The following is a 24,080-nucleotide window of genomic DNA, read 5'->3' as shown; positions in this document are numbered from 1 at the left end:
GCCACCTCCATCCCTCATTGTGCCGTGAAGGCGTCGAGCACCGGACCGGCGACGAGCCCGAGGACGACGGTGCCCACGGCGCATCCGTACGCGACGCCCCGGCTCCACCGGCCGGCGGGCTCCAGGACAGCCCGCCCGGCCGGCAAGGTCGTTTCCCGGGCGAACAACGGCACCACCCAGCGCAAGTAGTAGAAGAGGCTCACGACCGTGTTGATCGCCGCGACGACCATGAGCCAGCCGAAGCCCGCGTCCGCGGCCGCCGTGAAAACGCCGACCTTACCGACGAACACGGCCGTGGGCGGGGTGCCGACGAGACCCAGCAGACAGACGATCAATGCCAGGGCGAGGCCGCGATGGCTCCGGAACAGCCCGGTGTAGCCGTCCAGCGTGCGGGCCTTCGGAAACTCGGCGACGACGGCGAAGGCGCCGAGGTTGGTGACGGCGTATCCGGCGAGGTAGAACAGCAGCGCCGCGAGCCCGAACGCGTCGTCGCGCCCGGCGGCGACCACCGCGAGCAGCGCGTACCCGACCTGGCTGATGGTCGAGTAGCCGAGCAGGCGTCGCGGGTCGTCCTGGAAGAACGCGGCGAGGTTGCCCAGCGTCATGCTCGCCGTGGCCAGCAACGCGATCAGCAGCCGCCAGCGGACGTCGGCGGGCTCCAGCGCCTGGTCGAACAGCCGGTAGACCGCGACCAGCCCGCCGATCTTGGGGACGGTGGTGACGAACGCGGCGACCGGGGCGGACGCGCCCTCGGCGACGTCGGGCACCCAGAAGTGCCCGGGGACCGCGCCGGTCTTGAAGACCAGCCCGGCCATCAGCGCGACGACGCCCACGGCCATCGCGCCGGAGGGCGCTCCCCCGGCCGTCTCGCGAAGCGCGGCATATCCGGTGCTTCCGGTCGCGCCGTACAGGACGGTGACGCCCGCGAGCATCGCGACGCCCAGGAACGCGCCCATCAGGTAGTACTTCAGCGCCGCCTCAGTGCCGAGGGCGTCCTTGCCGAAGCCGGTCAGCGCGTACGCGGGGATGCCGGCCAGGAGATACGCGGCGACCAGCAGGAGCAGATCGCTCACCCCGCCCAGCAGCACCGTGCCGAGAGCCGCGAGCAGGAGGAGCGTGACGAATTCGGTCTCGCGGGCGTGGCCGCGCACCGTGTCACGGGAGATCCCGAGCACCAGGAGCATCGCGGCCATCACCGTGATCCGCGTGGCGTGCGTTCCGATGTCGATGGCGTACGTCTCGAAGGCCATCTCGTCGGGCCCGGTGGCCGCGATGAGGGCCGCGACGATCCCTGCCACGAGCGCCGTGGCGGCGATGACCGAGACCACCCACTGCCGTGCCCGGGGCAGGAACAGACCCGTGAGCAGGCCGAGCACCGCTCCCCCGAGCAGGATCAGCTCGGGCAGCAGCGCGACCGGGTCCTCGTTCACCGCGCGACCAGTTCCACGACCGTGCGCGACGCGGGCTCGATCACGTCCAGCAGGAACCGCGGGAAGATCCCGATGACGAGCGCCACGAGAAGCAGCGGCACGATCGCGGCCGTCTCGGCCATGGTGAGATCGGCGAACGCCGAGTCGCCCGGCCCCAGGAACATGCGCTGGTAGGCGCGCAGGAACAACCCGGCCGTGACGAGGATGCCGAGCACGGCGAGCGCGGTCGCCACCGTGGCGGTCGCCAGCCCGCCCGTGAAGATCTGGAACTCGGCGATGAAGCCGGAGAACCCCGGCAGCCCCAGTGAGGCGAACGCGGCCACGGCGGCCAGCCCGCCGAGCAGGGGGGCCTGCCCGGCGAGCCCTCCGTACTCGCCCATCTCGTAGGTGCGGCGCCGGTCGTACAGGACCCCCGCGATCAGGAAGAGCCCGCCGGTGATGAGCCCGTGACTGACCATCTGCGTGACCGCGCCGGTGACCGCCAGCTCCCGTGCCTGCGCGTCGCCGTGCGCCAGCACTCCGGCAGCCCCGACCGCGAGGACGATGTAGCCCATGTGGTTGACGGAGGTGTAGGCGACCATGCGTTTGAAGTTCTCCTGGGCCAGCGCCACCAGTGCCCCGTACAGGACGCTGACGAGCCCGACGATGACGGTGACCCAGGCGTAGCGTCGCCAGGTGTCGGGCAGCATCGGCATGGCGATGCGCACGAAGCCGTACGTCCCCATCTTCAGCAGCACCCCGGCGAGGATCGCCGACCCGGCGGCGGGCGCGTCGGTGTGCGCGGGCGGCAGCCAGGTGTGGAACGGGACGGTCGGGGTCTTGACGGCCAGCCCGGCGCCGAGCGCGAGCAGTACCAGCCCGGCGGTCGTCCCGCCTCTGGCGAGGGGGTTCTGCCGGGCGAGCTCGACCATGTCGAAGGTGTGCGGGTCGGCGGCGAGGAAGAGCCCGATGAACGCCACGAGGAGGGCGAGCGAGCCGAGGAAGGTGTAGAGGAAGAACTTCAGCGCCGCCCGGCCGCGCTCGCCGTGGCCCCACACGGCGATGACGAAGTACATGCCGACGATCGACAGGTCGAAGAAGACGAAGAAGAGGATCAGGTCGAGCGCCGCGAACAACCCCAGGGAGACCGACTCCAGGAAGAGGAAGAGCGCGGCGTACGCACGGAGGCGGCCGCCCTCGGGCGCCGGATAGACGGCGCAGGCGAGGAAGAGCACCGCCGTGAGCGCCAGGAGCGGGAGCGAGAGCCCGTCGACGCCCACGTGGTAGCCCGAGTCCACCGATGGGATCCACCGCAGCTCGGTCTCGTAACCAATACCGTCGTCCGCTTCGTAGCCGGCCCACAGCCAGGCCACCAGAGCGAGGTCGGCCACGGAGACCGTCACCCACGCGATCCGGACGGCCGTGCCGGTCATGCGCGGCAGCGCGCCCAGGATCAGCGCGGCGGCCAGCGGCAAGAAGATCACCAGACTGAGCACGGTCACCTCACCAGCACCAGGATCACGGCGAGGGCGACGAAGAGCACCGCCGCCTGCGCGTAGTAAGCGTGCAGCTGTCCCGTCTGCGGACGTCGGGCCACCTGGCCCAGCCAGCGGAAGGCAGCTGCGACGCCGTTGACGAGGGCGTCGATCGGGTGTTCCAGGCGCAGGTCCGCGAGCCGTGCCGCGTGGTGGACGGCCTTGGCCGCGACGCGTACTCCCCCGTCCACCACCCGGTCGTCGAAGCGGGCGAGGGCGTTGGCGAGCGTGAAGGTCGGACGGACGAAGAGCAGATGCGCGGCCTGTTCCAGCCCCAGCCATCCCGCGAACGGAACCTGGACGGGGCGGGGCAGGCGGACGCCGTGACGGACGCCGACGACCGTGCCGATGACCACCACCAGGGCGAGCACAGCGGAGAGGACGAGCTGCCACGGCTCGGGCTCGACCACCGGGAGATCCACCAGGTCGGCGAACGCTTCGGCGACCGCCGGGACGGCATAGACACCGACCCCGGCGGCGATCACGGCCAGCACCGGCAACGGAGCGGCTCGCCACCTGCCCACGGTTCCCGTGGTCTCCGCGGCGCCGCCGGAACGCTGCCACACCAGCGTGATCGCCTTGGCCGAGTAGACGGCACCGAGCAACGCGGCCACGAGCGCCACCGCGTACAGCCCCGGGTTCTCCTTCCACGCCGCCGCCAGGACGGCGTCCTTGGTCGCCCAGAGAGAAAGCGGCGCCAGCCCGGCGAGGGCCAGACCGCCCACCGTGAAGGCAGTCCCGACGCGCGGCCATCGGCGGGTGGCGCCTCGCAGAGCGAGCAGGTCCTTGGTCCCGAGCGTGCCCAGCCAGATCCCCGCGACGAGGAACAGCAGGCTCTTGGTCGCCGCATGACCGACGAGATGCGCCACTCCTCCGCTGACCCCGGCCGCTCCGGCCGCGAGCACCATGAATCCGATCTGGGCGCAGGTCGACGCGGCCAGCAGTTGCTTGAGGTCGCGCTGCGCGACGGCGACCGCGCCCAGCGCCAGGGCGGTCACGGCGCCGGTCCAGGCGACCAGCGGCCCCGCCCAGCCGGTGGCGGCGAGCAGCGGCTGGAGCCGCAGGAGGAGGTACGCGCCCGCCGCGACCATGGTCGCCGAGTGCAGGAGCGCCGATACCGGGCTGGGGCCCTCCATCGCCCGCGACAACCAGAAGGAGAACGGAAGCTGCGCCGACTTCCCCAGCGCGGCGGCGACGACTCCGGCCGCGACCACGTGGAGCCAGCCGCCGCTCGCCTGCGGGAGCCGGTCGAGCGCCAGCGTGCCCGCACCGGCCAGCCCGGCTCCCGCGGCGATGTAGAGCCCGAGGTCGCCCGTCCGGGTCGTGAGGAAGACGGTGGTCGCGGCGTCCGCCCGCCGCGGTTCGCGCCACCAGAACCCGATCAGCGCGTACGAGGTGGCTCCCATGACCTCCCAGGCCATCAGCAGCAGCGGCAGGGTCGTGGCCGTGACGGTCACGAGCATCGATCCCGCGAAGAGCGACATCAGCCCGAAGAAGCGCGCTCGCGCCTCGTCCGGCCCGAACTCCCCGACCGAGTACACCAGCACCGCGAGGGTCACCGCCGTGACGGTCACGACCAGGACGGCGGAGAGCCCGTCCACGGCCACGCCCACCGGGGCGCCCGCGATGAACGGCGCGGTCGCCGACGGCCGGACGGCCGCCGCCGCGATCGCCAGCCCCAGCGACGCGAGCGCGGCGGCCACTCCCACGGCGGGTGCCCACGGGTCGGCGCGCCGTCCGGCGGTCACCAGCGCACCGCCCGTGACCAGCGGCACGGCGGGCAGCAGCCAGGCCGGCGCGCTCATCCCTTGAGGTCCTCGGCGTCGTCGGTGACGTCGACGTCGCGGGCGCGGAAGATGGCGGTCGTGACGGCGAAGCCCATCGCCATCTCCAGCGCCATGACGGTGACGGCGACCAGGACGACCAGTTGCCCGTCGGCGGTGGCCGGGGCGACGAAGTACCAGAACGCGCCGCCCGCCACGAGCAGCCCGTTCACCATCAGCTCCAGGCCCATCATGATCATGACGATGGACTGCTGGGTGAGCGCCCCGTACAGGCCGACCGCGAAGAGCGCCGCGGCGAGGATCAGGAACGCGTCGAGCGTCACCGGCGGCCTCCCGGAATCGGGTCCTCGGGCCGCCGGCGGTCGAGGCGGTCGCCGTACCGGTCGTACCGGCCCCGGTGCGTCGCCAGCGCCACGCTCGCGATCATCGTGGCCAGGATGGCGACGCCGATCACGATCATCAGCAGCATCTGCGGCCCCATGATCGCCTCACCGAGCTGCCTGGTCGAATCCGCCGGCCGCGCGCCCCGCCGTTCCGGCCAGGGGGTGAGCAGGATCCCGGCGGTGAGCAGGACGAAGGTGACCACCGCGATCACCGCCGCCGCCCGCCGGTTGTGGACCATCGTCATGGGCATCAGCCCGGCCGGGTTCATCATGTACATGACCATGAAGACCGCCATGACGACCATCTCCATGGTCATCATCAGCACGATGACCAGCCCGAGGTAGCCCAGCCCCAGCAGGAGCAGCTCGCCCGCCGCGCACAGGAAGGACGCCAGCAGCAGGAACGTCGCGCGCGCCATCGAGTCGACCCGGAAGACGCCCGCGCCGGTCGCCACCGCGCCCGCCGCCAGGATCCAGAAGCCCGCGTCGCCCATGTCAGCCCCGCACCACCACGACGATACCGACGACGAGGGCCTGGAGCAGGACGGCCGGGATCAGCACCATCCAGGCGATCTCCAAGAACCGGTCCATCCGCACGGCGGGCAGCCGCCAGCGCGCCCACACCAGCACACCGAGAACGGCGGCCGTCTTGAGCGGCGTCCAGACCCAGTCCGGCAGCCACGGCCCCGCCCCGCCGCCAAGGAACAGCGGCACCGCGAACGCCGCCGTGACCGCGAGCAACGCGTACCGGCCCGCCAGGAACACGAGCCGGTCGGGCCCCGCCAGCTCGCTCACCGCGCCGCCCGCCAGGTCGTCGTCGACCGGCTGCGCGAGTGGCCCCCAGAACGCCATGGCCAGCGCCGACAGGAGGTAGACGGCGAAAGCGACCGGCATCCACACCACGAACCACAGTCCGGCCTGAGCGTCGACCACGTCACCGACGCGCAGCGAACCCGCTCCCAGCGCGGCGGTGATGAGCGCGAACATGTGCGGCAACTCGTACGCCAAGCCCTGGGCGATGAAGCGGTAGCCGCCCACGAGAGCGAACGGCGCGTTGGAGCCCCAGCCGATCAGCCACAGCGCCGCCCAGACCAGCACCTCCATCGCGTTGAACCAGATCACGCCGATGTCGAGGTCCGCGACGGGCCGCGCGCCGATCGGGACCACGAGAGCGGCGAGCGCGGCGGCCACGACGATCCCGCCTGTGCCGATCAGCCGCAGGACGGAGTCCGAGGCAGGCACGACGGCGCGCTGCTGGACCAGGAGCCGGGCGGTCTCGCGAACGGGATCGAGCATCGCGCCCGCCGGACGCGCGCGGCCCATCGCGGCGGCGCCCATGACCGAGTCCAGCATCGCCGCGGCGAACGCCAGCACGCCCACCGCCACCAGGAGTCCCGCGACCGCCCAGAATCCGATGTCGTCACTCATGGGCGGCCGCCTCGGCGGCGGCCCGATCGGAGAGCCCGTCGAGATCGGGATCGAGACTCGCCACGATGAGCCGCGCTGCCGCCAGCTCCGCGCCGTTCACCATCGAGGGCAACGCCGAAAGCAGGCTCTCGCTCGGCGCTCTTCGCTCGGCCACCGAACCACGCGGGCCTTCGGCGGGCGTACCCGGCTCGCTCGACTCCAGGTCATCGAGCGCCTCGGCTGTCTCCGCCAGCCAGACCCGCCAGCGCGCCGTGACATCACCGCCGGAAGCGGCCGCGCGCGACGCCGGGCCGGTGATGCCGTGCGCCGTGGCCGCCTCGGCATCGATCACGCCCAGGCCGTCGGTCATCGCCCGCAACAGCCGCGAACGGCCGGCCCGGCGAGCGAACCGCGCGAACCTCGGGACGATCGCCGCGCGCCCGGCCCCGGTCAGGAGATCGTCTCGCAGGCCGCGAGCGGCCCACGCGGGGCCCTCCCACCCCGCGACGCCCAGCAGGCGGCCGAGGCTGTCGAGATGGGCCGCCGCCCTGCGCCGCGCCAGCTCTCCGCGGGAGACCCGGTCGCCTTCGCGAAGGCGATGCCACGGCTCGTCCCAGAACGCGGTGCCATCGGCGGGCCGCATGGAAACGTCCGCTCGCGCCTCTTGGATGACGTCGCCCTGCAAGGCGACCCGCAGGACCAGCCCCGCCGGCCAATCGTTCAGCACCGGTCCGAGCGTGACGTGCAGGCGATCCAGCTTGAGCCCGTCGCGGTCCGGAGCACGATCGGCCATCGCCAGCCCGCCGGGCAAGGCCATCTCCCCGTGATGGCCGTGGTGATGGTCATGCCCGCCGCCGCCCTCAGCAGCCTCGGCCTCCACCGTCGGCTGCGCACGCCGACGGACAGCGGCCTGAGCACGTTGGTCATCGCGGTGGGCCAGCGATTCCGCCGCTTCGTCCAGCAGCCTCGCCATGTCGCCCGGAAGGCGCACCTCGACGCGCGCTCGCGGCGCTGGGATCTGCTCCCATACGCGCTGTGCGGCGGCTTCGAGAGCCCCGGCCGGCTCTCCGCAGAGGACGAGGAGATTCGCCTGGGCCGGCGCGAGCGCCGGACGCCGTCCACGGAGCCTGAGCTCCCGCTCCGCCGCCAGCCGTACCGCGGTGCCTCCCGGCACCGCCACCACCAGCGGGCGCGGCGCCGTCGCCGCGAACCTGAACAGCGCCTCGCTCAGACCCACCGCAGGGCTCCCTCACGCCAGGCGTAGAGGACGCCCACCAGCAGGAGCCCGAGGAAGAGGAACATCTCCACCACGGCCTTGGCGCCCATGTCCGCCACGACGACCGTCCATGGGTACATGAAGATCATCTCCATGTCGAAGGCCAGGAAGATCATGGTGATCGGGTACCAGCGCACATGGAAGCGGCTGACGGCGTGCTCGGCCGGAAGCTCGCCCGCCGCGAACGGGCCGCCCTCCAGAGGAGACCGGGTCACGGCGGCGAGCGCGCCCAGCGCGTAGACCGCCGCGACCATCGCCACGGCGAGCAGCACCAGGACCAGCGCGGCCTGATAGCCGTTCATGGCCGCCCACGTTCCGGACGAGGCTCCGACACGCCGTAGGTACTACCCGGATTCGGCGGAGTGATCCACCTCCGCCTCGGCCTACTATGACCTGTAGTATCCGCGTGGCCGCGGGGGCGAGGGGATCGACAGGGTGGTGGGCATGGCCGGGCAGCGCTTCGGCGATCTGGAGGCCGTGGTCATGGACCGGCTGTGGTCCTACGGCCGTCCCGCCACCGTCCGCGAGGTCCTGGAGGACCTCCAGCGGGAGCGGACGATCGCCTACACGACGGTGATGACCGTCATGGACAACCTGCACAAGAAGGGCTGGCTGCGCCGCGGGCGCGAGGGCCGCGCGTTCCTCTACGAGCCGGTCAGCTCCCGCGAGGGCTACACCGCCAGGCTCATGCGCGAGGCGCTCGCCACCAGCGACAACCAGGCCGCCGCGCTCGTGCACTTCCTCTCCGACCTGTCTCCTGAAGAGGCCGAGGCGCTGCGGACGGCACTCAAAGTGGTGCCACCCGAGGGCAGAACGTAAGCCTCCGACGCCTACTCGGCCCTGAGCAGGCCAAGCAGGGTCTTCACGAGGATCTCCCCGACGTCCTCGCCCGCGAGCCGCCCGTCGGCGACGTCGTCGGAGGCCGCGTGAAGCAGCGTGTACACCGACGTCACCAGCCATTCGAGCGGCAAGTCACCTCGGAAGGCACCTTCCGCCCGGCCGCGGTCGATGAGCCGTTCCACCTGGGCCAGCGGCTCATCGTGGAAGCCGCGCACCTCCTCGGGCGGTAGCGCGCGTCGCGCGGCGGCATGCAGGCTGCCGTAGCGGCTCAGGAACGGCCAGCAGGAACGGATGACCCGCGCGAACGCCTCGGCGGGCGGACCGTCCTCGGGCAGGGCCGCCGTGATGACCTCCGTCCCCTCGGCGATGGCCTCGGCGAGCACGGCCCGCAGCAGGTCCTCCCGCGAGGCGAAGTGCGCGTAGAGGGTGACCCGTCCCAGCCCCGCGGCCTTGGCGATGTCGCTCATGGAGGCGTTGCGGTCGCGGGCGAGGCACTCGGCCGCGACCGCGCGGATCAGGGCGATGTTGCGTTCGGCGTCGGCCCTCTTGCGCCCGCCGCCGCGGCGCGCCACGGCCTGCCCGCTGCTCTCTGCCATGCGGCCGATCCTACCCGAATCCCGAACAGCACCGTTTGACTTAATACCGGGCAGGGGTTTATATAACCCGAACATGCTTGTTCGGGTTAGGAGTCTCGATGTCGCATCCCTCGCACGTCCCGGCCGCACCTCCAGAGGCGGGCGCGCCACGGCGCTGGACGGCGCTCACGCTGATCAGCGTCGCCCAGTTCATGCTGATCCTCGACGTCACGGTGGTGAACGTCGCGCTGCCCGACATCGGCGCCGACCTGCGGCTCGGGCGCACGACGCTCACCTGGGCCGTCACCGCCTACACGCTGTTCTTCGGCGGCCTGATGCTGCTCGGCGGACGGCTCGCGGATCTCTTCGGAGCCAGGCGGACGGCGCTCACCGGCCTCGCGGCCTTCACGCTCGCCTCGCTGGCCACCGGCCTCGCGCAGAACGAGACGCTGCTGATCGGCGGACGGATCGCCCAGGGCGTCGGCGCGGCACTCCTGTCCCCCGCCGCCCTGGCGATCATCACCACGACGTTCCACGGCGAGGAGCGCAACAAGGCCCTCGGCGTGTGGGCGGGCCTCGGCGGAATCGGTTTCGCGGCGGGGGTGCTGGTCGGCGGCGTCCTGACCGCCGGGCCCGGCTGGCGATGGGTCTTCTTCGTGAACGTGCCGGTCGGCGTCGCCGTGCTCGCCGCGCTCCCCTCGGCCGTGCCCGCCGTTCGCCACGCTCGCCGAGACCGGCCGCGCATCGACCTTCTCGGCGCGCTGACCGTGACCGCCGCCACCGCCGCGCTCATCTACGGCCTGGTCACCGCAGGCGACGAGGGGTGGAGCGACGCCGGGACGCTCATCCCGCTGGCCGCCGCCGTCGTCCTGTACGCGGCGTTCGCGGTCATCGAACGGGCCACGCGCACACCGCTGATGCACGTCGGGATGCTGGCGCGGCGCCCTGTCGCCGTCGGCGCGTTCCTGATGCTCGCGGGGTCGGGCCTGCTGATCTCTCTGTTCTTCCTCGGCTCGCTCTACCTCCAGCACCTGCGCCACATCAGCGCGCTGGAAACGGGCCTGCTGTTCCTGCCCGCCGCGTTGGCCACCGGCGCCGGGGCGCATCTGGCCGGGCGGCTCGTCAGCGTCATCGGCACCCGGGCCGTCGCGGCGACAGGTCTCGCGCTGGTCGCCATCGGCACCGGTCTCCTGACCCAACTCTCGGCGGACGGCAGCGTCTACACCGGGCTGCTGCCCGGCCTCGTCATCGCCGCCGCCGGAGTCGGTCCCGTCTTCGTCACCGCCACCACCTCGGCGCTCGCCCACATCGAACACGGCCAGGAGGGCCTCGCCTCAGGCGTCATCAACACCTTCCACGAACTCGGCGGGGCCATCGGCGTCGCGACCGCGTCCACGCTCGCCGCGGCCGGGCTGAGCGCGGCGCCGTCGATCGACGGATTCACCGACGCCTACACCGCGACGGCGATCACCGCCGCCGTCGCGGCCCTCCTCGCGGCCGTTCTCGTCCCGGCTGGCAAACCCCAGATGAGCGCCATGCCGCACGCGCACTGAACGACCTGGCCGGCCGCTCCAGCGCGGAAAGCGGCCGGCCGGTCCGGCCGTCACGCGACGGCCTGCTTGGGCATGCCCGGGGTCAGGACGGCGGCCACGAGGGCCCCGGCCGCGGCGGCCACCGCGGCCAGGACGAAGCCGTCGGTGAATCCCGAGAGCGTGTCGCTGACGAGGCTGGCCGCCGCCACGCTGGAGATGACGGCGGCTCCGGCGGAGGCGCCGAACTCATGGAACGTGCTGACGATGCCGGAGGCGATCCCGGCCTCGTGCGGGGCGACCTGGCCGAGTGCGGTCGCCGACGCGACGACGAACAGCGCGCCGGTCCCGGCACCCGCGATCGCCGTGCCGACGGCGACGGTCGCCGGCTCCATCACCAGTGCGGGCAGGGCCAGGCCGATCGCGGCGACGAGCAGCCCGGCCACCGCGAGCGGGCGCGCCCCCAGCCTGCCGATGGCCCGGCCGGTGAGGTCGGCCCCGAGCATGGTGGCGACGGCGACCGGGAGGAACAGCAGACCGGTGCGAAGAGCCCCGTAGTCCCGCGCGTGCTGGAAGTAGAACGTGCCGAGGAAGAACACCGCGATCATCAGGGCGGTGGCCATCAGGATGAGAAACGTGCCGGTGGCCACGGGACGCCGGGCCAGCAGCCCGACGTCCATCATCGGCGACCTGGCGGTCTTCTGCCGCACCACGAAGGCGAGATAGCCGAGCCCGGCCGCCAGGACGAGCCAGCCGCCGGCCGCGGTGAGCCATCCGTCGTCTCCGGCGCGGATGAGCGCATAGATCAACGCGACGGACGAGGCGGCGGCCAGTACGGCGCCGAGGATGTCCAGCCTGGGCCGGGGCGTGGGCGGGGCCTGGTGCGGCAACATCCGCGCGAGCGCGACGATGATGACCAGCCCGATGGGCACGTTGACGAAGAAGACCCAGGGCCAGCCGGGACCGGCGGTCAGCAGCCCGCCCACGAGGACGCCGAGGGCCGCGCCGCCACCGCCGAGGGCGGACCACACCCCGAGCGCCTTGTTCCGCTCGTCGCCGTCGAACAGCCCGACGACGAGCGAGAGCGCCGACGGCGACAGCAGCGCCGCGCCGACTCCCTGGGCGATGCGGCCGCCCAGCAGCAGGCCGGCGTCGTCGGCGAACCCGGTCGCCAGCGACGCGGCCGTGAAGATCAGCAGGCCGGCGAGCACCACGCGTTTGGCGCCGAAGAGGTCGGCGGCCCGTCCGCCCAGCAGCATCAGGCCGCCGAACGCGAGGGTGTAGGCGCTGACGGTCCAGGTCACGGCCTGCCGGCCGAGGCCCAGATCGGTCTCGATGTGCGGCAGCGCGATGGCCACGACGGTGACGTCGAGGATCAGCATCAGCTGGGCCACGCCGAGAAAGCCGAGGATGCGCCACCGCAACGGATGCGGCCGTGTGGTCGGTTCATGTGTCATCGAGGGGCTCCCGCCATAACTCGTATGTACATATACGACTTCTAGCGCGAAGCGTAACACGTATATTCCCGTACGAGTTAAGCTGTCCTCATGAGCAGCCCGCGACGGCGCGCCGACGCCGAACGCAACATCGCCCGCATCGTCTCCGCCGCCCGCAGGAGCCTGAGCAGCGATCCGAACGCGAGCACCGACGACATCGCCAAGGCCGCGGGCGTGGGGCGGATGACGCTCTACGGCCACTTCCGGACACGGCCGGAGCTGATCGAGGCCGCCCTGGTCGACGCCCTGAACGAGGGCGAGAAGGCCCTGGCCGGCGTCGACCTCGGCGGGAACGCGTTCGAGGCCCTCAGCCGGTTGCTCGCCTCCAGCTGGTCACTCGTGGCCGAGTCGACGGCGTTGCTGACCGCGGCCCAGGGCACGCTGCCGCCCGGGCGCATCCGCGAGCTCCACGCCGCCCCCGCCGAGCGCGTCGAGGCCCTCATCCGCCGGGGCCAGGACGACGGAACCTTCCGCACCGACCTGCCGATCGCCTGGTTGGTCAACGTCATCCACGCGGTCCTGATCACCGCCGCGGAGCAGACGCGCAACGACGACCTGAAGGAGAACGAGACCGCGGACATCGTCATCGCGACCGTCCGGTCGCTGATGGCGCCCCCCTGATCAGGTGCGTGCTGGTGCTCCGGCCCGTGCGGCGAGGAGGGCGCTGCGCGCGGCGCCGAGCAGGCCGCCGTGCCGGCCGAGGGTGGACGGGTGGACGGTCACCCGCTGCGTGTAGTCGAGGGTGACCAGGCGTTCGAGGTGCCGGCGCAGTGGCGCGAACAGCACCTCGCCGGCGGCCGACACCCCGCCGCCGATCACGACGCGGTCGAGATCGCACAGTGCCGACGTGGCGGCGATGCCGCGCGCCAGCGCCTGGGTGCCCTGGTCGAAGGCCTCCAGGGCGACGGTGTCACCGTCGGCGGCGTCGGCGGCCAGCGCGCGGGCGTCGGGGCCGGTCCAGCCGTGTTCCCTGGCCCAGCGGACCATGGACGGGCCGCTGGCGTAGGCCTCGACGCAGCCGGTCCCGCCGCAGGAGCACGCCGGGCCGGCGGGGTCGACGACCGTGTGGCCGAGGTGGCCGGCGTTGCCGCTCGGTCCGGCGTACGGGGCGCCGTCGAGCACGAGGCCGCCGCCGACGCCGGTGGACACGACGATCCCGAGCATGGACGTCGCGCCGCGTCCGGCGCCGCGCCAGTGCTCGCCCACCGCCGCGGCGATGCCGTCGAGGACGAGGGTGACCGGCACGCCGGGCACGACGTCGCGGGCGAGATTGACCACCGGGAAGTCGCGCCAGGCCGGGATGTTCACGGGACTGATCGTGCCGTTCGGCAGATCGACCGGCCCGGCCGAGGCCAGGCCGACGGCGGTCGGCCGCACGCCGTCGATCGTCGAGGCGAGCAACCCGCGCAGCGCCTCGGTGAGCCGGGGCTCGGCCGCGGGGGTGGCGACCTCGGCGTGCCGGTGCACGTCCCCGGCCGCGCTGACCAGGCCGGCGCTGATCTTGGTGCCGCCGATGTCCACCGCGAGCACGACGTCGTCCATGTGCGTCCTTCCGGTCAATCCGTGAGCAGCGCCGACAGTTGCGGCGAGTAGGTGGCGTGCAGGACGAGCGAGGCGCCGCCCACGACGGCGGCGTCCGCGCCGAGGGGCGAGGGCGCGACGTCCACCACGCGGATGTGCCGCGACAGCGGGCGGCTGGCGACGGCCGCGGTGACGGCGTCGACGTACCGCGTCTCGACGTGCCGGATGCCGTGGCCGCCGAGCACGATGAGGTCGACGTCGGTGATGTTCACGACGCTGACGGCGATGGAGGCGACGTGCCGCGCGGCCGCGTCGATGATCTCGCCCGCGAGGGGGTCGCCGGACGCGGCGGCGAGCCGGATCGCGGCATGGTCGACCGTGGCCGGATCACGGCGGAACGGCTCCGACAGCACGCTGCCCACCTGCTCGCCGAGCCGGCGGTGCGTCTCGGCGATGATCGCGGCGGGGCTGACGAGGATCTCCAGGCAGCCCCGGTTGCCGCAGTAGCACTCCGGTCCGTCCGGCAGCACGGTCGTATGGCCGAACTCAGCGGCGTTGAGCGAGCCGCCCCGGTGGACCTGGTGGTTGAGGACGAGACCGCCGCCGATGCCGGTGCCGAAGAAGAAGTAGGCGAAGTTGGCCACGCCCTTCCCCGCGCCCGACCACCGCTCGCCGATCGCGGCGGCGGTGGCGTCGTTGTCGAGCGTCACCGGCAGGCCGGTGGCCTCGCTCAGCTGCTGCTTCACCGGCACGCGCGTCCAGTGCGCGAGCTTGGGCGGCGTGACCACCATGCCGGAGTACTGGTCGATCGGGCCGGGGCTGGCGAGGCCGAGGCCGAGCACCCGGTCGCGCGGCACCTTCGCCTCGGCGAGCACATCGCCGACGAGATCCGCCATGGCCTCGACGACGGCCGCCGGGTCGGCGCCCGGCGGTGTCGGGCGCCGCTTCAGCACCAGCGGCTTGCCGAGCAGGTCGACCACCACGCAGGCGAGCTCGACCGGGTCGAAGTGGAGCCCGACCGCGCTGCCCGCGTCGGGGTTGATCCGGAGCGTGGTGCGCGGCTTCCCCGTGCCGGCGACGCGGCTGGAGCCGTCCTCGCGCACGATGCCCTCGTCGAGCAGCCGGCGCACGATGCCGGAGACTGTCTGCGGGGTGAGACCGGTGTGCTGGGCGATCTCCGTCCGGCTGACGCCGTCGGCGAGCTGGATCTGGTCCAGCACCACCGCTCGGTTGTACCGGCCCACCTTGGGGAGATTCGTACCTGCTTGCCGCACCCTGGGTCCTCTCTGCTCGACGCCTGCGACATTCTGTCCCTTGGCGTTGACTTTGTAAATCAATTGGATTTAAGGTGCCGCAACGTAACGCACCTCACATGAAGGCACCACAGCGGTGAACCGGCGCCTCGCCCCGGTCTCACCGGACAAGATCATCGGAGACTGTCGATGTCGAAAGCCAGCCGGGTGGACCGCGCCCCGGTCCTGCTCGAGATGCGCTCGATCACCAAGACGTTCCCCGGCGTGACCGCTCTGGCCGATGTCAACCTCGTCGTCCGCACCGGCGAGATCCACGCGATCTGCGGGGAGAACGGCGCGGGCAAGTCGACGCTCATGAAGGTCCTGAGCGGCGTGCACCCCCACGGCACCTACAGCGGTGACATCACCTACCAGGGCCAGGAGGTCCGGTTCGGCGACATCCGCGCCAGCGAGCACGCCGGCATCGTGATCATCCACCAGGAGCTCGCGCTGGTGCCCGGCATGTCGATCACCGAGAACGTCTTCCTCGGCAACGAGCCGCGGCGGCGCGGCGCGATCGACTGGAAGGCCGCCCGGCGCCGCGTCCTGGAACTGCTGGAGCAGGTCGGCCTCAAGGAGGAGCCCGACACCCTCATCAAAGACATCGGCGTCGGCAAGCAGCAGCTCGTCGAGATCGCCAAGGCGTTCGCCAAAGAGGTGAAGCTGCTCATCCTGGACGAGCCGACCGCGGCCCTCAACGAGGCCGACTCGCGGCACCTGCTCGACCTGCTGCGCGAGTTCAAGCGGCAGGGCATCACCTCGATCATCATCTCGCACAAGCTCAACGAGATCGAGGCGATCGCCGACTCCATCACGATCCTGCGCGACGGACGGAGCATCGAGACGCTCGACGTGAGCGCCGGCGGCGTCGACGAGGACCGCATCGTGCGCGGCATGGTGGGCCGCGAGCTCAGCCGCCGGTTCCCCGACCGCACGCCCGCGATCGGCGAGGTGTTCTTCGAGGTCAAGAACTGGACGGTGCGCCACCCGATCTCCACCGAGCGGCTGGTGTGCAAGAACTCCAGCTTCAACGTCCGCCGCGGTGAGATCGTCGGCTTCGCCGGCCTCATGGGCGCCGGCCGCACCGAACTCGCGATGAGCCTGTTCGGCCGCTCGTACGGGGTCTGGCTCGGCGGGCGGGTCTACAAGGACGGCAAGGAGATCCAGCTCAGATCGGTCGACGAGGCGATCAAGCACGGCCTGGCGTACGTGAGCGAGGACCGCAAGGCGATCGGGCTCAACCTGCTCGACGACATCAAGACCTCGATCGTGGCCGCCAAGCTGCCGAAGGTCGCCCGGCACGGCGTCATCGACCAGGTGCGCGAGTACCGGGCCGCCGACGAGTACCGCCACAGCCTGCGGGTCAAGGCGCCGACGGTCGACGAGGGCGTCACCAAGCTCTCCGGCGGCAACCAGCAGAAGGTCGTCCTGGCGAAGTGGATGTTCACCGATCCGGACCTGCTGATCCTCGACGAGCCGACGCGCGGCATCGACGTGGGCGCCAAGTACGAGATCTACGGGATCATCCAGCGGCTCGCCGACCAGGGCAAGGGCGTCATCGTCATCTCCTCGGAGCTGCCCGAGCTCATCGGCCTGTGCGACCGCGTCTACACCGTGTTCGAGGGGACCATCACCGGCAACGTGCGGCAGAGCGACGCCGACCCGGAACTCCTCATGAAGCAGATGACCTCTACCAAGAAGATGGCGACGCCATGAGCCGTTACCAAGACCTCAAGAAGAACCTCTTCGGGGGCAGCACCTCCAACGCCCGCCAGTTCGGCATGATCTTCACGCTGGTGGCGATCATCCTGCTGTTCCAGGTGCTGACCGACGGCCTCACGCTGACCTCGGGCAACCTCATCGCGGTCGTCAGCCAGTACTCCTACATCCTCATCCTCGCCATCGGCATGCTGATGGTGATCGTCGCCGGGCACATCGACCTGTCGGTCGGCTCGGTCGCCGCGTTCACCGGCATCGTGGTCGCCAAGGCGATGAAGGACTACGACCTGCCGTGGCCCGCGGCGATCGTGTTCGGCCTGCTGGTCGGCGCGCTCATCGGCGCCTGGCAGGGCTTCTGGGTCGCCTACGTGGGGGTGCCGGCGTTCATCGTCACGCTGGGCGGCATGCTGCTGTTCCGCGGCGGCAACCAGTTCATCGGCAACGCCGACACGGTGCCGGTGCCCGAGGGCTTCCGGAACATCGGCGCCGGCTTCCTGCCCGAGGTGGGCCCCAACACCGGCTACAACAACCTGACCCTGCTCCTGGGCCTGGCCGCGTGCGCCGGGGTGGTCTGGAGGGAGTGGCGCGCCCGGCAGATCCGGCAGCAGATGGGCACCGAGCCGACGCCGATGTGGGTCTCCGGGGTGCGCCTCGCGGTCATGGTCGGCGTCATCATCTTCGCGACGCTGCGCTTCGCCGGCGGCCGGGTCGGCACCAGCCTGCCCGTGTCCGGCATCATCCTGGCCGTCCTCGTGATCGCCTACTCGTTCTACACGCGCAACACCGCCGGCGGCCGGCACATCTACGCGGTCGGCGGCAACTCCCGCGCCGCCGAGCTGTCCGGCGTGAAGCTCCAGCGGGTCAACTTCCTCGTGATGATGAACATGTCGGTGCTCGCCTCGCTGGCCGGCATGATCTTCGTGGCCCGGTCGGCCGCGTCCGGCCCGCAGGACGGGCTCAGCTGGGAGCTCGACGCGATCGCGGCCGTGTTCATCGGCGGCGCCGCCGTCTCCGGCGGCCTCGGCACCATCAGCGGCTCGATCGTCGGCGGCCTGGTCATGGCCCTGCTCAACAACGGCCTGCAGCTGGAGGGCGTCGGCTCGGACCTGGTCCAGATCATCAAGGGCCTGGTGCTGCTGCTCGCCGCCGCGCTCGACGTCTACAACAACAGCCAGGGCCGCTTCTCGGTCATCGGCTCGATCATGAGGCCGTTCCGGCGCGACGATCCGCCCGCCGCCGCGGAACCGGCCGACTCGCTTCCCGACGCCGACAAGGCCCCGGCGACCGGCTGACGCAGCACGACCGGCCGTCGCGGCGGTCCCCGATCCCGCCGTGACGGTCGGCACCCCGCTCGACCCACCACCCCGCAGTACTCCGAGAAAGGTTCACCCCCCATGCGCACACTCGCGACCAAGGCCTTCGCCGTCGGCGCGGCGGCCATGCTGGCGCTCGGCGCCGCCGCCTGCTCCAACGAACGTGAGGGCGGGGACGGCAAGTCGGCGGACAAGGGCTTCGCGGCGGACTCCGTCATCGGCGTCGCGCTGCCGTCCAAGACGTCGGAGAACTGGGTCCTCGCCGGCGACCTGTTCGTCAACGGGCTCAAGGAGGCCGGCTTCAAGCCCGACGTGCAGTACGCGGGCGCCTCCACCACCGTCGCCGACCAGCAGGCGCAGATCTCCGCCATGGTCACCAAGAAGGCGAAGGTCATCGTCATCGGCGCGACCGACGCCGCGCAGCTGTCGACCCAGGTGAAGCAGGCCAAGGAGTCCGGCGCGATCGTCATCGCCTACGACCGGCTCATCACCAACACCAAGGACGTCGACTACTACATCGCGTTCGACAACTTCAAGGTCGGCCAGCTCCAGGGCCAGGCGCTGCTGGACGGCATGAAGGCCAAGAAGGCCAAGGGGCCGTGGACCATCGAGCTGTTCTCGGGCTCGCCGGACGACAACAACTCCGCCGTGTTCTTCAACGGCGCCATGGACGTGCTCAAGCCGCTCATCGACAAGGGCGAGGTCAAGGTCGGCTCCGGCCAGAAGGACGTCAAGCAGACCGCCGTCCAGGGCTGGAAGGCCGAGGTCGCGCAGCAGCGCATGGACTCGCTGCTGACCTCGACCTACAGCGGCAACAAGAGCCCCGACGGCGTGCTGTCGCCGAACGACACCCTCGCCCGCGCCATCATCACCTCGGTCAAGGGCGCCGGCAAGCCGGTGCCGGTCGTCACCGGCCAGGACTCCGAGGTCGAGTCGGTCAAGTCCATCATGGCGGGCGTGCAGTACTCCACGATCAACAAGGACACCCGCAAGCTCGTCGCGGACACCGTGAAGATGGTCAAGTCGCTGCAGGGCGGCGGCCAGCCGGAGATCAACGACACCAAGTCGTACAACAACGGCGTCAAGGTCGTCCCGGCGTTCCTGCTGCCGCCGGTCATCGTCACCAAGGAGAACGCCAAGGACGCCTACGCCAACGACCCCAAGCTGTCCCCGCTCACCAAGTAGGCATCGACGTGGAGGCGGGCATGAGCGAACTGCTGCGGCTGGACAATCCGGTCCGGGCGTACGACTGGGGCTCGCACACCGTGCTCGCCGGGCTGCTCGGCCGTACCGCGCCGAGCGCCGGGCCCGAGGCGGAGCTGTGGATCGGCGCGCACCCGAGCGCCCCGTCCCGGCTCCCCGACGGCCGCACCCTCCACGCCGCCATCGCCGCCGCGCCGGAGCCGATGATCGGCTCCGGCGCGGACCGGCTGCCCTTCCTGCTGAAGGTCCTCGCGGTCGAACGGCCGCTGTCCATCCAGGTGCACCCCGACGCCGGCCAGGCCCGCGACGGCTACGCCCGCGAACAGCGCGGCGGGCTCGCACCCGGTGACCCCAAGCGCAGCTACCACGACGACTGGCCCAAACCCGAGCTCCTCTACGCCCTCACCGGCTTCGAGGCGCTGTGCGGATTCCGCGAGCCGGACGAGGCGGCGGAACTGCTGACGGCGGCCGGCGGCGACCGCCTCGGCCGGGTGGCGCGGTCGCTCCTGACCGGCGGGCCGAAGGCGGCGATGACCCTGCTGGCCGGCTGGCCGGCCGCCGACCGTCCCGCGCTGGTGGCCGAGGTGATGGACGCGGACGGTCCAGAGCTCGCGTGGGCGCGACGGCTGGGCGACCAGTATCCGGCCGACCCCGGAGTGGTCGCCTCGCTCCTGATGAACCTCGTCACCCTGGTACCGGGCCAGGCGCTGTTCGCACGCCCCCGCACGATCCACGCCTACCTGCGCGGCACCGGCGTGGAAATCATGGCCAGCTCCGACAACGTCCTCCGCGGCGGCCTCACGTCCAAGCTCGTCGACCTCGCCGAACTCCAGGCCGTCACCCGCTTCGAGCCCTCGGCGCCCGAGCTGGTGGACGCGGTCAGGCTGCCGAACGGGGAGGACGTGTTCCCGACCCCGGCGGCCCAGTTCCAGCTCACCCGCCTCCGCCCCGACGGCGACACCATCGAGATCACCGCGCCGGGCCCGAGCGCGCTTCTCTGCCTCGACGGCCGGCTCACGGTAGGGCGCGGTTCGTCCCGCGAAGTCCTGCACCGCGGCGAGGCGCTCTTCGTCCCCGCGCTCGGCGGCCCGCTGCGCGTCCACGGCAACGGACTCGCCTTCCGGGCAGCAGTCCCCTAGGGCAGGCGCAGGGCGGCGAACACCGCGCGATGGTCGGTGCCGGGCAGGGAGTGCACACTGAACTCCTCCACCGCCATCCGGCGGTCGGCGAGCACGTGGTCGAGCGTCACCTCCGGGACGTTCCACCAACGCTGCGGCCAGGTCGGTATCAGCGCCTTGCCCCTGACGTCGGCGGCGTCTCGATAGCCGCTGCCGAGCAGATCACGCAGCGGGCGGTGGTCCAGCGTGGAGTTGAAGTCGCCGGCGAGCACCTTGGGCCCGCCGTCCGCGCTGGGGAGGGCTTTCAGGCCATCGGCCCAGCACGGCGTATCGTGCGCGTCGCTGGGAGAGCAGGGGTGCACGGAGACGACCTCGACGCGCTGCCCACCCGGCTGCTCAAGGATGGCGCGGGCCTGCCGGAACCCGCCGATCTCGATCATCGGCAGTTCGGTGAGGGGGAAGCGCGCGTAGATGCCGGAGCCCGGCGTCTCAAGGAACGACCGGTCGACGACGTACGGCATGAGGGCGCGCAACCCGGCTCTGTCGAGGTTCTCGATCGCCTTCGGGGTCGGCTCTTGCAGCATCAGGGCATCTGGCCGGACCTCGCGTACCAGCTTCGTCGTGGCGGCCGCGTCGGCCTGACCCACCGCCATGTTGACGCTGAGCACCCTCAGCCGCGCTCCATGCGCGGAGGGGTTGCCGTCCGGGAAGACCCTGGGCAGGACGACCACGGCGAACGCGATGGCCGTGACCACCGCCGTCGACGCGACCACCCGACGACGCAGCACCAGCGCGAGGATCACGGGAAATATCGAGGCAGCGGCCACGTACGGGGTGAAGGCGACGAGCGACACCCAATGCCAGGTGGGCGTCCAGCCCGAGATCCGCAGTGCCGCCCAGACGGTGAACGGAAGCACCAGGAGCCAGAGCAGCGCGTCCACCCACCGTGATCGGATCATGGCCACCACGGTAACCGCGAAGACGGCGTGGGCCCTTTCCCTAGATGAACGGTGACATCGGGTCGCCGCCCAGCCGCAGCTCGCCGACGCCCTCCAGGATCCGCTGGCCGACCGCGGCGTGCTGGCAGGCCGTGGTGAGGTCGCGGAGGTGCCGGTCGAGCGGGGTGCGCTCGCTGTAGACCGCGGCGGACCCGACGGTGTCGTACAGGAGCTGGACGGCCTCGCGGCACGACCGGTGGGCGAACTGGCGGGCCAGGGCGGCGTCGCCTCGTCGCCCGCCGGGCTGGAGCGACCGGTGCACGTACGCCCGCGACGCCTCGATCAGCGACTCGGCCCGTGCCACGTTCGCCCGGACGCCCGGGTGCGCGGCGGCGGGCTGACGGGTCATCATGTCCTTCTTGCCGCTCAGGATCCGGATGGCGGCTTGGAGCGCCGCCGTGCCGATGCCCAGCGGCAGGCCCGCCATCTTGGCGTTGACCCGGTCGGCCGGGAGGCTGAATCCGTCCGCGCGGTCCGTGCCCGTGCCCAGGAACGGCCAGGTGTGCCTTTCGGGCACCAGGAGCTCGCGGATCTCGATGTCGTGCGAGCCCGTGCCGCGCAGGCCGGTGGTGTTCCAGGTGTCGTGGATCCGCACGTCGCCGGGGTTCACGACGGCGATCCGCCAGACGGGCGTGGCGCCATCGGCCAGGAAACCGCACAGGACGCGGTCGGCGTGCCCGATGCCGCTGGCGAACGACCAGCGTCCGGTCAGCTCGAATCCGTCCGCCACACGCACGCCCTTGCCGAGGGGCGGGAGCACCGCGGCGGTGATCAGGTCCGGGCTGGGGAAGACCTCGCGCACCTGCTCGTCGGGCCAGCTCTGCGCGCTCAGCGCCGCGTCCAGCCCGATGGCCGCGCACCAGGCCACCGAGGCGTCGCCCGCGGCGAGGATCTCGATCGCCTCGACCAGCTGCGGGTCCGACAGGCCCGGCCCGCCGAGCGAGGCCGGGTAGAGGGCCCGGAAGATGCCGGTGTCCCGCAGGTCCTCGATGATGTCGCGAGGGATGGCGCGGGCACTCTCGATCTCCGCCGAACGTTCGGGAAGCCTGCGCGCCAGGGTCCGAAGGTTCGCCAGGACCTTTTCGGCGGCGCCTTGGTGGTCGTCGTCGGTCTTGGGTGAGGCGGTGACGGCCGGTTCGGTGGCGGGACGGGACGGCGCGGACAGCCCGGAGAGCTCCCGGATCCGGTCGGCGGCGGCGGGGCCGTCCGCCAGAACCGTGACCATGCCCAGCGTCCCGGCGGTCGCGAGGTTGCGCGCCGAGTCGTCCACGAAGACCGTCTCCGCAGGCGTGGTTCCGAGGCGCTCCAGCACGGTCGCGTACGGGAGAGGATCGGGCTTGCGGGCGCCCAGCTCGTACGAGCGGACGATGATGGTGAACAGGTCGGGCCAGGGATACAGGTCCCACCACAGCGGTTCCAGTTCGCGCACCAGGTTGGCGCACAGGGCGAGCTTGAGACCGGCGGCGGACAGATCCTCGGCCAGGGAGACGAAGGCGGGCTCCAGCTTGAACGGGGGCGGCAGCGGCAGCCCGAACGGGCCCGGCCCCGGCGCGCCCTGCGGCTGAACCGGTGGCGGCATGCCCGGAGGCGGCACGTCCGGAGATGGCATGCCCGGGGGCATCATGCCGGGAGGAAGCGGTGCACCCGAGGAGGGCATCGGGACGCCCATGTCCTCGAACAGCAACGTGAGGGCCTCTTCCAGCGTGAGGTCGCCTCGTTCGAGCCGGTGCCACGGGTGGTCGTCGGCCTGGTCCGTCCCGCCGGCGTCGCCCGCCGGGCCGAAGAAGTCCTTCGGCGGGGCCATCGGCCCCTTCGGAGGGTGGGCGAGGACGCCACCCAGGTCGAAGACCACAGCCGTTGTCTCGCCCATCGTCGATCTCCCGTCTCCAAACTCAGACAATGCTCTGACCGCCGTCGACCACCAGTACCTGGCCGGTCATGAAAGAGGACGCCGGCGAAGCCAGAAAGACGGCCGGTCCAGCCATTTCACCGGCCTCCGCATAACGCTGCATCGGCACCTGTGAAGATGTCTGGCGGCGGATTTCCGGGTCCTCCCACCACATCCGATTGATATCGGTCATCGTCATCCCTGGACACAGCGCGTTGACGCGCACGCCCTGGGACGCCCATTCGGCGGCGAGCGTCCGGGTGAAGGCGGCGACCGCGCCCTTGGCCGCGCTGTAGGCGGCCAGAAACGGGGCGCCCACGACCGCCGCGACCGAGGTCACATTGATCACCGAGCCGCTGCCGCGTCCCAGCATGTGCTCGGCGAAGACCTGGCAGCCCCACACCGCGGCGTCCAGGTTGACGCGCAGCGAGGCCTCCCAGCCGGCCGGTTCCAGATGGGTCAGCGGCCCGGCCGTCGCGACCGCCCCGGCGTTGTTGACCAGCACGTCGACCTGGCCAAACTCCCGCAGCGACCGGGCCGCGGCCGCCTGCAGCGCGGCCCGGTCGGTGACGTCGCAGGCGATCGCGACGGCGGCCCGGCCCAGCGCCGCCACCTCGTCGGCGACCGCCTTGAGCCCCTCACCGGAACGGGCGACCACCGCCACGTCGGCCCCGGCCCGGGCCAGCCCCAGCGTGATCTGGCGGCCGATGCCCCGGGAGGCACCGGTCACGAACGCCACCCGCCCCGTCAGATCGAAATCATTCACCGGCCATTCCCTTCCGGCCATCTCCGAC

General features: G+C 71.7%; 22 protein-coding genes. 7 read left to right on the top strand and 15 right to left on the bottom strand.

The features are described 5' to 3' along the window. Positions 1–14 precede the first annotated feature (14 nt). The 8 genes from ACGFNU_RS35790 to ACGFNU_RS35755 are packed head-to-tail and all read right to left on the bottom strand — an operon-like array spanning position 15 to position 8,096. A complete protein-coding gene (locus tag ACGFNU_RS35790; protein ID WP_392601000.1) occupies positions 15–1,430 on the bottom strand; it encodes an NADH-quinone oxidoreductase subunit N in 1,416 nt (471 codons plus the stop codon). Then, positions 1,427–2,911, bottom strand: a complete 1,485-nt coding sequence (locus ACGFNU_RS35785; protein WP_392600999.1) for a NuoM family protein — start codon at positions 2,909–2,911, stop codon at positions 1,427–1,429. The genes ACGFNU_RS35790 and ACGFNU_RS35785 overlap by 4 nt, the downstream gene beginning before the upstream one ends. Beyond that, positions 2,908–4,749: an NADH-quinone oxidoreductase subunit L gene (locus ACGFNU_RS35780; protein ID WP_392600998.1), complete on the bottom strand. Its 1,842-nt coding sequence runs from the start codon at positions 4,747–4,749 to the stop codon at positions 2,908–2,910. Before ACGFNU_RS35780 ends, ACGFNU_RS35785 begins: the two co-directional genes overlap by 4 nt. Then, the gene (nuoK, locus tag ACGFNU_RS35775) at positions 4,746–5,051 is read right to left on the bottom strand and encodes an NADH-quinone oxidoreductase subunit NuoK (RefSeq protein ID WP_392600997.1); all 306 of its coding nucleotides are present in this window, start codon (positions 5,049–5,051) and stop codon (positions 4,746–4,748) included. Before nuoK ends, ACGFNU_RS35780 begins: the two co-directional genes overlap by 4 nt. Continuing rightward, on the bottom strand, positions 5,048–5,605 hold the full coding sequence (locus tag ACGFNU_RS35770) for an NADH-quinone oxidoreductase subunit J (protein WP_392600996.1): 558 nt from the start codon (positions 5,603–5,605) through the stop codon (positions 5,048–5,050). Before ACGFNU_RS35770 ends, nuoK begins: the two co-directional genes overlap by 4 nt. A gap of 1 nt (position 5,606) precedes the next feature. Continuing rightward, a complete protein-coding gene (locus ACGFNU_RS35765; protein ID WP_392600995.1) occupies positions 5,607–6,539 on the bottom strand; it encodes a complex I subunit 1 family protein in 933 nt (310 codons plus the stop codon). Continuing rightward, on the bottom strand, positions 6,532–7,755 hold the full coding sequence (locus ACGFNU_RS35760; protein WP_392600994.1) for a hypothetical protein: 1,224 nt from the start codon (positions 7,753–7,755) through the stop codon (positions 6,532–6,534). Before ACGFNU_RS35760 ends, ACGFNU_RS35765 begins: the two co-directional genes overlap by 8 nt. After that, entirely contained in the window at positions 7,746–8,096 is a 351-nt protein-coding gene (locus ACGFNU_RS35755; RefSeq protein WP_392600993.1) for an NADH-quinone oxidoreductase subunit A, read from the bottom strand. Before ACGFNU_RS35755 ends, ACGFNU_RS35760 begins: the two co-directional genes overlap by 10 nt. Before the next feature lie 142 nt (positions 8,097–8,238). On the opposite strand from ACGFNU_RS35755, the gene ACGFNU_RS35750 reads away from it, so the two are divergent. Continuing rightward, positions 8,239–8,613 carry a BlaI/MecI/CopY family transcriptional regulator gene (locus tag ACGFNU_RS35750; RefSeq protein WP_392600992.1) on the top strand — a complete coding sequence of 125 codons (375 nt, stop codon included), beginning with the start codon at positions 8,239–8,241 and terminating at the stop codon, positions 8,611–8,613. Between the two features lie 11 nt (positions 8,614–8,624). Here the strand turns inward: ACGFNU_RS35750 and ACGFNU_RS35745 are convergent, their stop codons facing one another. After that, entirely contained in the window at positions 8,625–9,230 is a 606-nt protein-coding gene (locus tag ACGFNU_RS35745) for a TetR/AcrR family transcriptional regulator (RefSeq protein WP_392600991.1), read from the bottom strand. Between the two features lie 98 nt (positions 9,231–9,328). On the opposite strand from ACGFNU_RS35745, the gene ACGFNU_RS35740 reads away from it, so the two are divergent. Continuing rightward, positions 9,329–10,762 carry an MFS transporter gene (locus ACGFNU_RS35740; RefSeq protein ID WP_392600990.1) on the top strand — a complete coding sequence of 478 codons (1,434 nt, stop codon included), beginning with the start codon at positions 9,329–9,331 and terminating at the stop codon, positions 10,760–10,762. A 50-nt stretch (positions 10,763–10,812) separates the two neighbouring features. Here ACGFNU_RS35740 and ACGFNU_RS35735 read toward each other — a convergent pair whose 3' ends face one another. Next, complete coding sequence (locus ACGFNU_RS35735) at positions 10,813–12,195, bottom strand: MFS transporter (RefSeq protein WP_392600989.1); 1,383 nt, start codon at positions 12,193–12,195, stop codon at positions 10,813–10,815. 90 nt (positions 12,196–12,285) lie between these two features. On the opposite strand from ACGFNU_RS35735, the gene ACGFNU_RS35730 reads away from it, so the two are divergent. Continuing rightward, positions 12,286–12,855 (top strand): TetR/AcrR family transcriptional regulator, encoded by a 570-nt coding sequence (locus ACGFNU_RS35730; protein ID WP_392600988.1) that lies wholly within the window; start codon positions 12,286–12,288, stop codon positions 12,853–12,855. Here the strand turns inward: ACGFNU_RS35730 and ACGFNU_RS35725 are convergent, their stop codons facing one another. Next, positions 12,856–13,776 carry an ROK family protein gene (locus ACGFNU_RS35725; protein ID WP_392600987.1) on the bottom strand — a complete coding sequence of 307 codons (921 nt, stop codon included), beginning with the start codon at positions 13,774–13,776 and terminating at the stop codon, positions 12,856–12,858. A gap of 14 nt (positions 13,777–13,790) precedes the next feature. Then, positions 13,791–15,029: an ROK family protein gene (locus tag ACGFNU_RS35720; RefSeq protein ID WP_392600986.1), complete on the bottom strand. Its 1,239-nt coding sequence runs from the start codon at positions 15,027–15,029 to the stop codon at positions 13,791–13,793. 168 nt (positions 15,030–15,197) lie between these two features. Between ACGFNU_RS35720 and mmsA the strand changes: the two genes are divergently transcribed. From mmsA to manA, 4 genes are all read left to right on the top strand, one after another. Then, complete coding sequence (gene mmsA, locus ACGFNU_RS35715) at positions 15,198–16,763, top strand: multiple monosaccharide ABC transporter ATP-binding protein (RefSeq protein ID WP_392600985.1); 1,566 nt, start codon at positions 15,198–15,200, stop codon at positions 16,761–16,763. Further along, the gene (gene mmsB, locus ACGFNU_RS35710; RefSeq protein WP_392600984.1) at positions 16,760–18,058 is read left to right on the top strand and encodes a multiple monosaccharide ABC transporter permease; all 1,299 of its coding nucleotides are present in this window, start codon (positions 16,760–16,762) and stop codon (positions 18,056–18,058) included. The genes mmsA and mmsB overlap by 4 nt, the downstream gene beginning before the upstream one ends. A 102-nt stretch (positions 18,059–18,160) precedes the next feature. After that, positions 18,161–19,264, top strand: coding sequence for a substrate-binding domain-containing protein (locus tag ACGFNU_RS35705; RefSeq protein WP_392600983.1), 1,104 nt, complete (start codon positions 18,161–18,163; stop codon positions 19,262–19,264). 20 nt (positions 19,265–19,284) lie between these two features. Then, positions 19,285–20,421 (top strand): mannose-6-phosphate isomerase, class I, encoded by a 1,137-nt coding sequence (gene manA / locus ACGFNU_RS35700; protein ID WP_392600982.1) that lies wholly within the window; start codon positions 19,285–19,287, stop codon positions 20,419–20,421. Here the strand turns inward: manA and ACGFNU_RS35695 are convergent. Genes ACGFNU_RS35695 through ACGFNU_RS35685 form a run of 3 tightly spaced genes read right to left on the bottom strand, consistent with a single transcriptional unit; the run spans position 20,418 to position 24,073 of the window. Further along, positions 20,418–21,359, bottom strand: coding sequence for an endonuclease/exonuclease/phosphatase family protein (locus ACGFNU_RS35695; RefSeq protein ID WP_392600981.1), 942 nt, complete (start codon positions 21,357–21,359; stop codon positions 20,418–20,420). The two genes, manA and ACGFNU_RS35695, sit on opposite strands and share 4 nt — an antisense overlap. Positions 21,360–21,399: 40 nt before the next feature. Next, positions 21,400–23,268, bottom strand: coding sequence for an HAD-IA family hydrolase (locus ACGFNU_RS35690; protein ID WP_392600980.1), 1,869 nt, complete (start codon positions 23,266–23,268; stop codon positions 21,400–21,402). Positions 23,269–23,290: 22 nt separating this feature from the next. Next, positions 23,291–24,073, bottom strand: coding sequence for an SDR family NAD(P)-dependent oxidoreductase (locus ACGFNU_RS35685; RefSeq protein WP_392600979.1), 783 nt, complete (start codon positions 24,071–24,073; stop codon positions 23,291–23,293). Positions 24,074–24,080 lie beyond the last annotated feature (7 nt).

It is taken from the genome of Spirillospora sp. NPDC048911, from assembly GCF_043198015.1.
GTDB lineage: Bacteria > Actinomycetota > Actinomycetes > Streptosporangiales > Streptosporangiaceae > Spirillospora.
The sequence above is the reverse complement of the archived record's forward strand: the minus strand, read 5'-3'. Positions and strand labels throughout refer to the sequence as shown.